Raw genomic sequence first — 14113 nt, 5'->3', positions numbered from 1 at the left:
CACAATGAAGTTAAAATGTATTTTATCAATCGGCCTGATGATGGCGGTTTGTCCGTCATGGGCTTTGGATTTCGGGCGTATTCCTGAAAATGAGATTTCTGTTTATGTGCAGGAATTGGACAGCGGCAACGTGATTGCCGAACACCGTGCCAATGAATTGCGCAATCCTGCTTCGACCATGAAGCTGGTAACGGCGTTTACCGCGTTTCGTATGTTGGGCGGTGATTATCGTTGGAAAACTGAGTTTAAAACCAACGGCCCAATCAAAGGCGATACGTTGAAAGGCAATGTGTATTGGGTGGGGAGCGGCGATCCTGTGTTTGACCAGCATGATCTGGTGCAAATGCAGCAACAGATGCGCGATAAGGGCATACGCCATATTGACGGACATCTGATACTCGACCGCAGCCTGTGGGGCGATGTGAAGAATCCGGATGATTTTGCTTCCGATTCTGCCGAAAGCTTTATGACGCCGCCCGATCCTAATATGTTGGGGTATAAAACCGTTGAACTGCGTGCTGAAAAAGAAGAAGACGGAAGCTTGGTCATCCGTACCAATCCGCCGCTTCCGAATCTGAACATTCAAAACAAATTGACACTTGAGAATAAAGAAGGGAAGTGCAGTGTTTTAAAAAACCACATGAAGACTTCCTATAAAAACAATACGCTGACCGTATCGGGCAAGCTGCCGGAAAGCTGCTTGGGCAAAGAGCTGTATCTGAATATGTATAGCATGAAAGAATTTGTCGGCAAAAGTTTTGTCAACCAATGGCGCCAACAAGACGGCACGATTTCAGACGGCCTGACGACAGGTGCTGCGCCTCATGACGCGCATGTGTTGGCGAGTCATCAATCCAAACCGCTTGCCGATATCCTCACCGATATGAACAAGCATTCCAATAATCTGATTGCCCGTTCGGTTTTCCTTAAATTTGCCGGACATATATCTGATTACAAGCAGGCGCAGGCCAAGGCCGCGTCTATCGTAAAAAGTGAGCTGGCGGTTGCCGGTATCAATACGGAAGGGCTGGTGTTGGAAAACGGCTCAGGCCTGTCCCGCGTAGAACGGCTCAATGCGCGAATGATGGCGCAAATGTTGGAAAAAGCCTACTTCAGCCCGTTTAAAAACGAGTTTATCAGTACGCTGCCGATTGCCGGTAAAGACGGCACGCTTAAAACACGCTTGAAACAGCCCGGTGAAAACCTGCGCCTCAAAACCGGTACACTCAAAGATGTCCGCGCACTGGCTGGGTATTGGTTGGGCGAAAAGCCGTTGTTGGTTGTCGTCATTATCAACAGCCAAAAGTCAACCGATTATTTACGCGACTTGGATAAGCTGGTGTCTAAAATTGTTCAGCCCGGTGGCGAACATTGGATTGATGCTAAGGCTTCCTGCATGATTAGGTATCAGGCTTGATAAGCTAAAAAAGGCCGTCTGAAAATGTATTGACGTTTTCAGACGGCCTTTGTGTAAGAAGGACAAGTATTTATGTCTATTTTGAAGGATAATTTAGGGATTTAATGGATAAGCGTTTGGTGTAAATCCGCTTGAGATAGATGGTTTTATCTTCGGTATTTAAGACGTATGTTTTAAGTTTTATTCCCACCTTCTCTTGTCTAAATAATCGGACTTTTTACGAAAAGGCATAAGGTACAGACGAAAAAAATACCGGTAAAAACCGGTATTTTTTATTTTTAACTTGATGGCGCGGCGGACGGGGCTCGAACCCGCGACCCCCGGCGTGACAGGCCGGTACTCTAACCAACTGAGCTACCACCGCGCATCCACTGTCAAAGACAATGAAAGGAAACTTGGTGGGTGATGACGGAGTCGAACCGCCGACATTCTGCTTGTAAGGCAGACGCTCTACCAACTGAGCTAATCACCCAAAAAAGGGAGATACTGAAGAATCAGTATTTTTAAATAATGGCGCGGCGGACGGGGCTCGAACCCGCGACCCCCGGCGTGACAGGCCGGTACTCTAACCAACTGAGCTACCACCGCGCATCCATTGTCAGGGACAATGAAAAGTAAAGTGGTGGGTGATGACGGAGTCGAACCGCCGACATTCTGCTTGTAAGGCAGACGCTCTACCAACTGAGCTAATCACCCATGCGCAAAATTGCGAAGACGTTATTAAACCAAAAAATCCTGATGCGCGCAAGATTTATTTGCCGATAATTAGATGTCTCCCTGCAAGCACCAGTTTTCAAAGGAAATAATTTCTTCCTGTTTGCCTGCGACAACCAAAATGTCGCCGGTTTCCAGAACGAAATCAGGGTCAAGGTCTTGGATTTTTCCGGTATTGCGGCGGATAAACAATAGTTTCAGATGATGGGCGGTCAAGGGCAATTCACGGATGGTTTTACCGATGGCATGTGCCTCGCCTTGCAATGGGAAGGCATGGCGGCAGACGGCCTTGCTGTCTTCGTCGGAGAAGCTGTCATCATCACTGCCGACAAACAAGTCTTGCAAAGATGCATAGCGGCTGTGACGGATGTGGGTTATGGTTTGATAAACATGGTTGTAGGAAAGGCCGTGGCCCAACATGGCATAGCTTGCCAGCACCAGGCTGGTTTCTTTGGTATCGGAGACGGTTTCTTCAGCACCCATTTCGGTAAAGGTTTTAACGTAATCGTCATTGGTGGCGCGAACATAAACCGGCATGCTCGGATGCATGGACATGATGTTGCCGAGAACATGTTGGGTTTCATGCATATTGTTCAGCGTGATGACCACCATTTTGGCACGTCCCAAGCCGGCGGCTTCCAAGACTTCACGGCGTTTGGCATCGCCAAAGGAAACCGGTTCGCCTGCGTTGCGTGCCACTTGTACGCGGGCAATATCCAAGTCAAGGGCAAAGTAGGGGATGCCTTCTTGCGCCAATACACGGGCAACCGATTGACCGCCGCGTCCGAAACCGATAATTAGGACGTGTTCGGATTTGCTCATGGTTTCCACCAGCATGGAGTGCAAGTCCAAGGCTTTCATGTCCCAGTCGGATTTAACAAAGCGGCTGACGATGGCATCGCTGCTGCCCAAAATGAATGGTGCGGCAATCATGGAGAGCAAGACGGCTGCAGTGGCTGCTTGTTCCAATTCGGGCGAAACCATATTGATTTTGCTGGAAATAGCCAGCATCACGAAACCGAACTCGCCGCCTTGTGCCAAATAAAGCGCACTCTTGAGGCTGTCGCTCGTAGGGTTTTTCATGCGCAAAGCGATGATGAAGACGACCAGTGCTTTCAAGACCAACAGGATTGCCAACAAAATCAGGATTTGCTGCCAGTTGCCGATCAGCGCCTGAATATCCAGCTTCATACCGACGGTAATGAAGAAGAAGCCCAGCAGGATATCGCGGAATGGACGGATGTCGTCTTCCACCTGAATACGGTATTCGGTTTCGGAAAGCAGCATACCGGCAACGAATGCGCCCAATGCCATAGACAGGCCTTCAAGCTCCGTCAGATAGGCCACGCCCAAAGTAACCAGCAAAACGTTGATCATAAAGAGTTCGGACGATTTGCGTTTGGCAACCAGTCTGAACCAGCGCGACATCACACGGCTGCCGACAACAAACAAAATGCCCAAGGTCAGCAACATTTTCAAACCGGCCAAGCCCAGTTCTACCCACAAGTTGCCTTCGCTGCCGCCAGCAAGTGCCGGAATCAGAATCATCAGCGGTACCACGGCAATATCTTGCATCAGCAAAACACCCATGGCCATTTGTCCATGTGGCTGACCCAGCTCGGTTTTCTCCGACAGAATGCGGCTGACGATGGCGGTGGACGACATGGTCAGTGCGCCCGCAGTGGCAAACGCCCAGTTAAACGGCGTGCCCATTGCCATCAAAATGCCCATAATCGAGAGCATGGTAATGATGACTTGCAAACCGCCCAAGCCGAATACGAGACGGCGCATGGCTTTGAGTTTGGGCAGGGAGAATTCGAGACCGATGCTGAACATCAAGAATACAATGCCTATTTCGCCCAAATAGTCGGTGGCATGGCTTTGCGGAATCAGTTTGAACATACCCGGACCGGCAATAAAACCGACCAAAAGATAACCGAGCATGGAAGGAATGTTGAACTTGCGACAGCAGATAACTGTAATGACGGAAACCAACAAGACAATGACAATGGGTCCGAGGGAGAATTCGTGCATAGAGTGGGCGGCCTTTCGTTAAGAGTAGCTATTGTTATATAGGCCGTCTGAAACACGTCGAAAACCGACAGCAAACCCAAATAAAAACGCACAGAATGAACTTCATTTCTGCGATTTGATTTCCCGTATCATGCTTATTTGGACTTACTGTTTCGAGCGTTATCTAACGGATTATTAAGATTATATCAAGATAGAATGTAAAGTAGTGTTTTGATTGACAAAAAAGGCCGTCTGAAATATTCAGACGGCCTTTAAATAAATGGTTTAAGGCATCAACATGCCGCCGTTGACATGAAGTGTCTGACCGGTAATGTATTTTGCCTGATCAGAAGCCAAGAACAAGACTGCATCGGCAATATCTTGTGCTTCACCGAATTTGCCCAAAGAAGTTTGCGCTTCAAAGGTTTTGCGGGTTTCTTCCGGTAGGGCGCGGGTCATATCGGTGTCGATAAAGCCGGGGGCAACGCAGTTGACGGTAATGCCACGGCTGCCGACTTCACGCGCCATAGATTTGGAGAAGCCGATTAAGCCTGCTTTTGCGGCTGCATAGTTGGTTTGGCCGGCATTGCCCATCACGCCGACAACGGATGTGATGTTGATGATGCGGCCGGCACGCTGTTTCATCATGCCGCGCAATACGGCTTTAGAGGCGCGGAAGACAGATTTGAGGTTGACCTGCATGATGTCGTCCCACTCTTCCTCTTTCATGCGCATTAGGAGGTTGTCGCGGGTAATGCCGGCGTTGTTGACCAGAATATCCAGTTTGCCGAATTCTTTTTCGATGTCGGCAATTAGATTTTCGATGGTTTCAGGTTCGGCAGAATTTAATGCACGGCCTTCGCCACCCCATTGTGCCAAGCGTTCGCCGATTGCAACCGCGCCACTCTCACTAGTGGCAGTGCCGATAACTTTTGCACCGGCCGCAGCCAAAGTATCGGCAATTGCCGCACCAATACCGCGCGATGCGCCGGTTACCAAAGCGATTTTGCCGCTTAAATCTTGTGTACTCATGTTTTATTCCTTAATTGCGATTGGAAAAATGGTTTCAGACGGCCTTATTTACCTGGGGAGGGTGCTTGATACCGTCGTTTGTTGATTCTTCGTAATAAATATTCTCTGTAGTATGCCCATGCTTGCTTTTTTTGTCCTTGTTTCCAAAGCCGTTTGGCTGCTTGTCTAAATTTCCTTTTAGGATTTGGAAAGGGCAACCAAGTTGATAGAGGTTGTTCTAGATATCCGTTATTCCATGGGGAATTCTTAAAATATTGATCATATGCAGGGTGGAAGCCTAATTGATGCCACGGTTTGATATGACCAACAAAATGGACTAAGCGGATATTGTTGGGATTGTCGATTAATTCACTGTATTTTTGATGCCAATGTATCCAGTTAAAGTTTTCTGAAAGCCAGTGTACATGACCTATACAGGCTAAATTCAAAATATCTTGGTCTGGACAGGAGAGTTTAAAATTCTGTTTTTCTACGGCTTGCATTTTTTCAGACAAAATTTTATCTATTGCCATATCATTCCATTTGTCAATATTGAATAGAATGACCCCAGAGTTGAAATAAGGCTCAGTATCTGTAAAACCAAATTGATTGAGTTGTTTTATATATGCTCTGTATAAGATTGCATCAGGTACGGCAGCAATCAAAGAATTTGAAATGTCGATTTCAAATAAATCATCAATGTTGCCCAAGCACAGTACATCAGTATCTAAATAAAGCGCAGTATGAGCAATACCTTTTAATAAGCAAGGGATACTCATACGGTAATACATAGCGATAGTAAAATAATGGGTAGTCTGCAGGGTAGAAAAGTATTCTGTATTTAAATGGTAAACGCTTATTGCGTAGTTTTGATTTGATGTTTCAATTTGATCGAAAATATTAAAATCATAACCTTCTGAACCACTAACTAACAAATGAAAATGTATTGGATTGGTATTGTTTTGCAGCACAGAAAGTAACGCAGTGCCGATGTGTTTGATATAGTTTTGATCGGCTGCATAAACAATATGTCTCGGCTGTTCAATGAATTCTCGTTTGCGGATATGAGCAGTTTCTAATACTAATTTTTCTCTATCAAACATTTAAATTCTCCACAACGTCTCTATCGATTTCAGGCAATCCGATAGGGATATTCGGTTCAATATCAAATGCGCAGCTGATCCAGTTGCTGAAGCTGTATTTGTGCTTCAGGCCGGGGGCAAGCGGTACATACGGCAAGGTCAGGAAGGCTTTGAGTTCGTCAAGGTTGCTTCCATTCCAGTAGAACATATTGTTCGGGTGATAAAAATCGTAATGTACGATGGTCGGATTGGTCGTAATCAGTTTTTTGTCCAAACCAATCGCTTCGAAAATCCGCAAAGAGAGGCCGTAGTGCTTGCGGTTGAGGAAATCTACCAATACGGAGGATTTGGCCGCTTCTTCTAAGTTTTGACGATAGGAGAGGGCGTTTTCAAATGAGAAGAACTCGACCTCGGGAATGCCCAAAGCCGCTTTTTCTTCTTCAATTTTCTTACTGGCCAAGCGGAAATCTATTTCTAAACCGATTGAACGTGCAGCTTCGCAAAATGCACGGATGTCATTGTTGCGGTCGGCAGCGTACGAGCCGATAAACAAGATTTTGTTTTGCGGGTTTTCAGACGGCCTGAAGCTGTCAAAGTAGAAGCTGGTGGTTGGAAAGAGTTTTTCGGCGTATTCGGGGTGTTTGCCTTGGTCAAACGGATCGAAAAAGTAAAATTTGTCGAAAAATTCGATGTTGTCGAAGTCTTCTTTTAAGAAGGTCAGGGCTTCCCAGTTGTAGTACACCATCAATTTTGAATGCGCTCTGAGCTTGGCGATGAAGTCTTTCGGGTAGGCGCCTAGCCAAATCATGAAGCAATAATCCGCTTGTTCGGGATGTTCGCTTAACAGGGTATTGAGGCGTTCTTCTACGGCGCGGAACATGGTCCGTTTTTTGAAGTCTTTTTGTCCAAGAATATTTCGATACCAGATTTTTTTCAGCCGTTGAAATACATTTTTGTATTTGAACTCTTTTTCTTCATAGGTCAGGGACAGCACTTCAAATCCGCATTTCTCCAAGTTCTCAATAATGAGTTCGTGGATTTTGAAGAGTTCCGGCATGGCGAGAATGACTTTTTTCTTACTCATAATGTATTCGATGTAATATTTTGTCAGGCAGAAGTATCTGCCGTAGGCAATAGGGTTAATCAATGCCGAGCAGGCGGTTTAGCCATTGTGTAAACGAATAATAGGCTTTGATTTCAGGGTCAGGTTGCTGATACGGGCGCGCCAAGAATTCAGGCAATGCGTCTAAATTACTGCCGTCCCATACGAACACACGGTCCGGGTGGTATAGGTCGGTCTCCAAGATATGTTTGTTGGTGGTGATCAGTTTTTTATCGAAACGCAACGCATCGAAGATACGGAATGATAAGCCGTAATGTTCGAATTGTGCAAAATCGACAACCGCACCGCAACTTTGTACTTGGCTGAGGTTTTCTTCAAAGCTGAGGATGCTGCTGCGGTCAAGATAGCGGATGCCGTTGTGTCCGAAGGCTTTTTCAGCCCTATCGTCTTTACAGTAGATATGAAAATCCAAGGGTAGGTTGAGGCGTTCGGTTTCTTGGATAAAGCGTTTGGTTTGTTCTTCGCGTCTAAGTTCGTAGCCGCCTAAAAAGTAGAGTTTGTTGGTAGGTGCATATTCTGCCACGGGAAAGTCAAAGTAAAAATTGGTGGTGGCTTTGAAACGGCATTGTGGATATTTTTGAATATCGTCGGGATCGAAAACCCAGCATTGGTCAAAATAATCCAAATATTCAATAATATCTGGAAAACGACCTACGCCATCCCATTGATAATTCACACAAACATTGCTGTGTTCGCGGATGGTGGCGATGATTTCTTTGGGGTAAATATTGGCACGGATACAGAGCGCATAATCGGCTTTTTTACCATTTAACAAGGCCAGTTTTTGTTGAATGTCGTCGAGGTGGCGGCTGTATTTGAGGTATTTTTTATAGTTGCCGTCTTTGGTGATGTGTTTGTGGTAGAGATTTTTGAGTCTGCTGCCCAAGTTCGGATAATAGGAATCTCGGTCGTCATAGCACAGGTTAATGACATCAAAACCAAGAAAACGCAGATTTTTTTCGATACATTGATCCAGTCCGTACATGTAGGGAACGGCAAGAATAATGTTTTTTTTCATAATGTATTCGGATTGGAGTGAGCTGATTTTTCAGACGGCCTTGCCTGACAGGATAAGGCCGTCTGAAAACGTTTTAGTGGGCTTCGATAAATGCAGTCACTTGATCGGCATTGGTCAATGCGCTGCACGCGGCTTCTTTATTGATGCGTTTGGCGAGGCCTGCGAGGACTTTGCCGGGGCCGCATTCGGCGGATTCAGTGATGCCTTCGGAGACAAGTGCGTTGACGGTTTCTGTCCAGCGTACCGGGCTGTACAGTTGGCGTACCAAGGCATCTTTGATTTTGTCAGCATCATCATAAGAGGCAACATCGGCGTTATGAATGACGCGGATTTGCGGTTGTTTGATGGTGATGTCTTTCAGTGCTTCGGCAAGTTTTTCCGCTGCAGGCTTCATGAGGCTGCAATGTGAGGGAACGGAAACAGGCAGCGGCAGGGCGCGTTTGGCTCCGGCTTCTTTGGCGGCAGCCATGGCGCGTTCGACTGCGGCTGTATTGCCGGCAATCACGACTTGGCCTGGGGAGTTGAAGTTGACGGCTTCAACGACTTTGCCTTGTGCAGCTTCGGCACAAATGGCTTTTACTTGATCGTCTTCCAAACCCAAAATAGCGGCCATTGCGCCTACGCCTTGCGGTACGGCAGATTGCATAAGTTCGGCGCGCAGACGAACCAGTTTGACCGCGTCTGCGAAATCCAATGCGCCGGCAGCGACGAGGGCGGTGTATTCGCCGAGACTGTGGCCTGCAACGACGGAAGGGATTTTACCGCCGGCTTCCAAGTAGGCGCGGTAGGTGGCAACGCCGGCAGCCAGCATGATGGGCTGGGTGTTGACGGTTTGTCCGATTAATTCGGCATCTTCGCCGTTAATCATTGCCCACAGGTCTTGACCCAATACGGCGGAAGCTTCGTCAAATGTGGCTTTAACGATGGCTTGCTCGGCAAAGCCGTTCATCATGCCTAGGCTTTGTGAGCCTTGTCCGGGAAAGAAGAATGCGAAAGACATGGTAATTCCTTATTGGTTTGAATGTTTGAGGGTGTCCGCCAGCAGAAGGAGGGTGGCGACAGTATTGGTTGCGGCGGTCAGTCGGAAGGTGCGGACAAAACTGAGTTTGCTGGTTTTATGCCGGAATGCGAGGCTGCTGCAATAACCGCCCGGTCAGCCGCCAAGCAGATTGAGCAGGTGCAATTTTGCTTCGGGTATGCGTCTGCCGTGGTTGCGTGCGCGCTGTTTGTCTAGGTAGTAAAGCAGGAAAACGTATGCACTCAGTGCGAGATAGGCGATTGCCAGTTTGGGCAATATTATAGCCGTTATGCTTAAAAACAGGCTGCTGATGCAGAGTGCAAACGTTAGGGATTTCATGGGTTTTAGCAGAATAGGCTGTCTGAAAGGGATGTTCAGACGGCCCAACCGTTAGTATTTTACTAAGACCGCACCCCAGGCAAAACCGCCGCCGATGCCTTCGAGCAAGAGGTTTTGTCCGCGTTTGATTTGGCCGTTTTTAATACCGACATCCAGTGCCAGCGGAATAGAGGCAGCGGACGTGTTGCCGTGGTCTTGGACGGTCAGGATCACTTTGTCCATGCTCAAGCCCAAGTGTTTGGCGGTAGAGTCGATAATGCGCTTATTGGCTTGGTGCGGCACAAGCCAATCGATTTGATTGGTGGTATAACCGGCTTCTTCGATAACGTCATCTGCGATTTTGGACAGCATTTTGACGGCAAACTTGAATACGCCGGGGCCGTCCATGCTGATGTAGGGCGAACCGCAAATCTGGCCGTTGGCAATTTGTCCCGGGACGTTCAAAAGGTTGAGGTAGTTGCCGTCGGCTTTGAGTTTGCTATGGATAATGCCCGGTTCGTCAGATGCACTTAAGACAACCGCGCCCGCACCGTCACCAAAGAGGACGCAGGTGGTGCGGTCGTTCCAATCGACGATGCGGCTGAAGGTTTCAGCGCCGATAACCAAAGCGTTTTTCGCCATGCCACTTTTGATGTAGGCATTGGCAGTGGTCAGGGCATACATAAAACCGGCGCACACGGCTTGTACGTCAAAGGCAGGGCAGCCGTTGGCAATGCCCAATTTTTGCTGCACGATGGTTGCCGTAGAAGGGAACTGCATATCGGGGGTAGCTGTGGCGACGATAATCAGGTCGATATCGTCAGCCTGCAAACCGGCATCTGCCAAGGCGCGGCGCGCTGACTCGGCGGCCAAATCGCTGGTTTTTTCGCTGTCGTCTGCAATATGGCGAAATTTGATACCTGTACGCGTGGTAATCCACTCGTCGGAAGTGTCCACTTTTTTGGCAAGGTCGTCATTGCTGACGCGGTTGGCAGGAAGGTAGCTGCCTGTACCGGAAATTTTGGCATATTGCATGAGAACGGCCTTTTTAGAGAGTTGATTCAGATAGTCGGGTATTGTAAGCGAAAATGGGAAAATTCCCAATATTAAGAATGAAGTCGGTGATTAAAGATAAAAACAGGCCGTCTGAACTTTTTGGAGTTTCAGACGGCCTGTGTATATCAGCCTTAAGCTTCCGTTGCTGGAGTAGCGGTTTCTTCCAGTTCGGCTGCTGCTTTGGCGGCTTCCAAAGCAGCCAACTGGGTGGCTACGCCTTGTTCGATTTTAGCGAGGCCGGCGGATTTGGCTTCGTGGTAGGCTTCTTCCAAAGCATAACGGAAGCCGACTTCGTCGGTTCCACCGTGGCTCTTAATCACAATACCGCGTAAACCAAGCAGGATGGCGCCGTTAAATTTGCGCGGATCCAGTTTGCCTTTCAAACCTTTGAGTGCGGGCAGGGCGGCAATGGCGGCAAGTTTGTTGAACAGGGTGCTTTTGAATTCACGACGGATGGCGCCGCTCATGAATTTAACCGCGCCTTCGATGGTTTTGAGCATAACGTTGCCGACAAACCCGTCTGCGACAACGACATCGGCTTCGCCATACAAAACGCTGTTGCTTTCGATATTGCCGATAAAGTTGAGTTTGCTGCTGCTCAACAGTTTAAAGGTTTGTTTGACGGCATCCGTACCTTTGATGTCTTCTGTACCGACGTTCAAGAGGGCGACGCGCGGGCTACCTTTTTCGGGGTGTAGCGCGTGTACCAGCTCGCTGCCGATGATGGCAAATTGAACCAGTTGTTCGGGCGTACAGTCGACGTTAGCTCCCAAATCCAAAGCCAGAGTAACGTGTTCGCTGTCGGAAGGCAGGAATTTGGCGATAGCAGGGCGCTCAATGCCGGGAATGGTTTTGAGGACGAATCGGGCGGTCGCCATCAGTGCGCCGGTATTGCCTGCCGATACGGCAGCTTGCGCGTTGCCTTCTTTAACTTGGTTGATGGCGATGCGCATGGATGATTCTTTTTTATTTTTCAGCGCAGATTGCGGTGCTTCATCCATTTCGACGACTTGCGCTGCATGGCAGACAGTAATGCGGTCCATAGGTGCGCCTGCCGAGCTTAATGCTTGGCGGACTGCTGCTTCATCTCCGACCATAATCAGATGTACGTCGGATTGCTGTTTCAGGAAATCCACTGCACCGGGGACGGTAATCGCAAGGCCTGCATCTCCGCCCATGGCATCTACGGCCAGTGTAATCATGTTGTTCTCCGGTTTGTGTGTTTCAGACGGCATCAAACAATCGGAAAAGCACACTCATCCGATTTTCAGGAGATTAAATGGAAAATCAGATGAAAAGGCTTGTTGCGATGGTCGTACCAGATTTATTGGTTTTGCGCGGCCAATTTGTTGTGTTCGTCGATGTCCAGCGCGTCCCAAGGATAGTTGATCCACCAGTCTTCAACGGTGATGCCGCTGAAATAAGGGATGCCTTCGGGAATCTTGCCAACTTTGGCTTTGATTTTTTCATGCAATACTGCCACGCCGATAGTGCCGAAATCTTCTTTCAACAATTCGTTCAGGCAGAATTCCATGGTAACGCGGCTGTCGTCCACTTCGTCAACAACCAGTACGTTTTTGCCTTTCAGTACATCGGGAACGGGATCGAGCCATTGGACTTTTTTCACTTCCTCGGTCACTTGACCTTCGTGATCGTTGTCGTAGTAGGCTGTGGTGACGGCGTAAATCGGAATTTCCAAGAAGCAGCGCAACATGCGGGCAGGGATAAAACCGCCGCCGCCAATGGCAATCATGGCATCGTATTTGGTGCCGGAGTTTTGGATTTTTTCCGCCAATCCTTTGATTACGCGGTGGATGTCGTCGTAGGTGTACCAGATTTTACGTTTCATGGTGTGCTTCCGAAGAGGAAAATACAGGGTGCAATGCAAAAAAGCCAGTCATTGCATGGCAATATTCTGGCTTTTTCAGTCAGACGAACGGATTATTCGCCTTTAGCTTTTACCACTTTACGGCCACGGTACATACCGTTTGGAGAAATGTGGTGTGGACGATGCACTTCGCCGGTTGCGCTGTCAACAGACAGAGAAGGCGCAGTCAGAGCGTCGTGTGAACGGTGCATACCGCGTTTAGAAGGGGATTTTTTGTTTTGTTGAACGGCCATTTCAAGCTCCTAGATAAATAAACTGTGTCCTAATTAACTGCTTTTCAAACCTGCTAAAACAGCGAAGGGGTTTGGTTTGTCCCGATTGACTTCGTCCAGTGTTCCATTGTTGCCGCAGTCTTCGTGTCGAGGGGAGAAAGGGAGCGACATCAGGATTTGGTCTTCAACCAGAGTCCGCACGTCAAGCTCTTTTTCGAGCAGCATGCCTTCCAATTCTTCATCGGTAAGCATGGCTTCGTCCAAACTCTCTTCATCGGCAAACAGGACGATACGGCTGGTTTCATCGAGTAGAAACGGCATGGGCGTAATGCAACGCTGGCAAATCAGGGGCATGTCGGCTTTGACGTTTAAATCGAGAAACAGACGTTGCAGCCGGTCGCGACCGCCTTGCAGCGTAAACGACACGCGTGTCTGTTTGTCGGCCGGATAATCGTGCGAACTGACTCGTTCATCCAATTCTTCGAGCAGGAAGCTGCCTTGCAGATTCTGCCCTTCGGCGGCGAAAACTTCTGGGTCAATCAAATTAGGGTATGACATAAACGGAGTATGATATAATTTTGGCAGTCTAACGTCAATGTTTTTAAGTAAAAATATGGAAGTAAAACTGCCTTTGGTTTTAGGGTCGAGTTCGGTTTTCCGCTACGGACAGCTTCGCCGTTTGGGTATCGATTTTCAGACGGCATCGCCTGATTTTGACGAAACGCCTATTGCGGGCGAACATGCAGGCGAAACGGCGCTGCGTTTGGCGGAAGGCAAAGCCCGTTCATTGGCGGCAGCTTTTCCTGCCGCGCTGATTATCGGTGCAGACCAAGTGGCATGGTGCGAAGGACGTCAATTGGGTAAGCCGATGAACGTCGCAAATGCACAACAGATGCTGGAAAACTTAAGCGGAAAACGGATTGAATTTTACAGCGCAATCGTGCTTTTGAATACTGCTACGGGCAAGGTTCAGCATCATGTCGATCATACGGTGGTTGCCATGCGCCAGTTGTCGCAGGAACAAATCAGCCGATATTTGGAACGCGAGCCGGATGCAGTTTATTGCGCCGGTGCGGCGAAAAGCGAGGGTTTGGGCGCCGCTTTGTTGGAGCGGATTGAAAGTACGGACCCGAATGCTTTGATCGGCCTTCCGATTTTCCGTCTGATTGATTTTTTGAAAAACGAAGGTGTGGAAGTTTTATAGTTTGAGGCCGTCTGAATGTGTTCAGACGGCCTGAGATTT

Annotated in this window: 14 protein-coding genes and 4 tRNA genes; 2 read left to right on the top strand and 16 right to left on the bottom strand. The window is 48.2% G+C overall.

The genetic code is table 11. The annotated features are described in order from the left end of the window. Positions 1-4 precede the first annotated feature (4 nt). The gene (dacB, locus tag HMPREF2871_RS08610; protein ID WP_049336968.1) at positions 5-1417 is read left to right on the top strand and encodes a D-alanyl-D-alanine carboxypeptidase/D-alanyl-D-alanine endopeptidase; all 1413 of its coding nucleotides are present in this window, start codon (positions 5-7) and stop codon (positions 1415-1417) included. 287 nt (positions 1418-1704) lie between these two features. Here the strand turns inward: dacB and HMPREF2871_RS08605 are convergent. The 16 genes from HMPREF2871_RS08605 to HMPREF2871_RS08530 form a co-directional block, all read right to left on the bottom strand. Beyond that, positions 1705-1781: transfer RNA gene (locus HMPREF2871_RS08605), tRNA-Asp, on the bottom strand. A 32-nt stretch (positions 1782-1813) separates the two neighbouring features. Next, positions 1814-1889: transfer RNA gene (locus tag HMPREF2871_RS08600), tRNA-Val, on the bottom strand. Positions 1890-1928: 39 nt separating this feature from the next. Beyond that, positions 1929-2005 (bottom strand) — tRNA-Asp (locus tag HMPREF2871_RS08595). A gap of 32 nt (positions 2006-2037) precedes the next feature. Continuing rightward, positions 2038-2113, bottom strand: a tRNA-Val gene (locus HMPREF2871_RS08590). Positions 2114-2182: 69 nt separating this feature from the next. Further along, positions 2183-4165, bottom strand: coding sequence for a monovalent cation:proton antiporter family protein (locus HMPREF2871_RS08585; protein WP_049336355.1), 1983 nt, complete (start codon positions 4163-4165; stop codon positions 2183-2185). A 264-nt stretch (positions 4166-4429) separates the two neighbouring features. Next, complete coding sequence (gene fabG / locus HMPREF2871_RS08580) at positions 4430-5176, bottom strand: 3-oxoacyl-ACP reductase FabG (protein WP_049336356.1); 747 nt, start codon at positions 5174-5176, stop codon at positions 4430-4432. A 44-nt stretch (positions 5177-5220) separates the two neighbouring features. Continuing rightward, the gene (locus tag HMPREF2871_RS08575; RefSeq protein WP_049336358.1) at positions 5221-6258 is read right to left on the bottom strand and encodes a glycosyltransferase family 8 protein; all 1038 of its coding nucleotides are present in this window, start codon (positions 6256-6258) and stop codon (positions 5221-5223) included. Further along, entirely contained in the window at positions 6251-7321 is a 1071-nt protein-coding gene (locus tag HMPREF2871_RS08570) for a WaaS/CpsH family glycosyltransferase (RefSeq protein ID WP_049336417.1), read from the bottom strand. Before HMPREF2871_RS08570 ends, HMPREF2871_RS08575 begins: the two co-directional genes overlap by 8 nt. Before the next feature lie 55 nt (positions 7322-7376). Continuing rightward, positions 7377-8378 (bottom strand): WaaS/CpsH family glycosyltransferase, encoded by a 1002-nt coding sequence (locus HMPREF2871_RS08565; RefSeq protein WP_049343528.1) that lies wholly within the window; start codon positions 8376-8378, stop codon positions 7377-7379. 73 nt (positions 8379-8451) lie between these two features. After that, complete coding sequence (gene fabD / locus HMPREF2871_RS08560; RefSeq protein ID WP_070625182.1) at positions 8452-9378, bottom strand: ACP S-malonyltransferase; 927 nt, start codon at positions 9376-9378, stop codon at positions 8452-8454. A 153-nt stretch (positions 9379-9531) separates the two neighbouring features. After that, complete coding sequence (locus tag HMPREF2871_RS12140; RefSeq protein WP_224783389.1) at positions 9532-9735, bottom strand: DUF1294 domain-containing protein; 204 nt, start codon at positions 9733-9735, stop codon at positions 9532-9534. 51 nt (positions 9736-9786) lie between these two features. Then, positions 9787-10749: a beta-ketoacyl-ACP synthase III gene (locus HMPREF2871_RS08550; RefSeq protein ID WP_049336364.1), complete on the bottom strand. Its 963-nt coding sequence runs from the start codon at positions 10747-10749 to the stop codon at positions 9787-9789. A 152-nt stretch (positions 10750-10901) separates the two neighbouring features. Then, complete coding sequence (plsX, locus tag HMPREF2871_RS08545; RefSeq protein ID WP_049336419.1) at positions 10902-11972, bottom strand: phosphate acyltransferase PlsX; 1071 nt, start codon at positions 11970-11972, stop codon at positions 10902-10904. Between the two features lie 122 nt (positions 11973-12094). Beyond that, a complete protein-coding gene (locus tag HMPREF2871_RS08540; protein WP_049332638.1) occupies positions 12095-12619 on the bottom strand; it encodes a phosphoribosyltransferase in 525 nt (174 codons plus the stop codon). A 92-nt stretch (positions 12620-12711) separates the two neighbouring features. Continuing rightward, entirely contained in the window at positions 12712-12891 is a 180-nt protein-coding gene (rpmF, locus tag HMPREF2871_RS08535) for a 50S ribosomal protein L32 (RefSeq protein ID WP_002240035.1), read from the bottom strand. Between the two features lie 33 nt (positions 12892-12924). Next, positions 12925-13428, bottom strand: a complete 504-nt coding sequence (locus tag HMPREF2871_RS08530) for a YceD family protein (RefSeq protein ID WP_049336368.1) — start codon at positions 13426-13428, stop codon at positions 12925-12927. 55 nt (positions 13429-13483) lie between these two features. Here HMPREF2871_RS08530 and HMPREF2871_RS08525 point away from each other — a divergent pair, with 55 nt between their 5' ends. Beyond that, the gene (locus tag HMPREF2871_RS08525; RefSeq protein WP_049343562.1) at positions 13484-14074 is read left to right on the top strand and encodes a Maf family protein; all 591 of its coding nucleotides are present in this window, start codon (positions 13484-13486) and stop codon (positions 14072-14074) included. Positions 14075-14113 lie beyond the last annotated feature (39 nt).

Origin of the sequence: Neisseria sp. HMSC067G12 (genome assembly GCF_001812725.1) — a bacterium.
Lineage (GTDB): Bacteria > Pseudomonadota > Gammaproteobacteria > Burkholderiales > Neisseriaceae > Neisseria > Neisseria perflava.
This window is presented reverse-complemented; position numbering and strand designations above follow the sequence as displayed.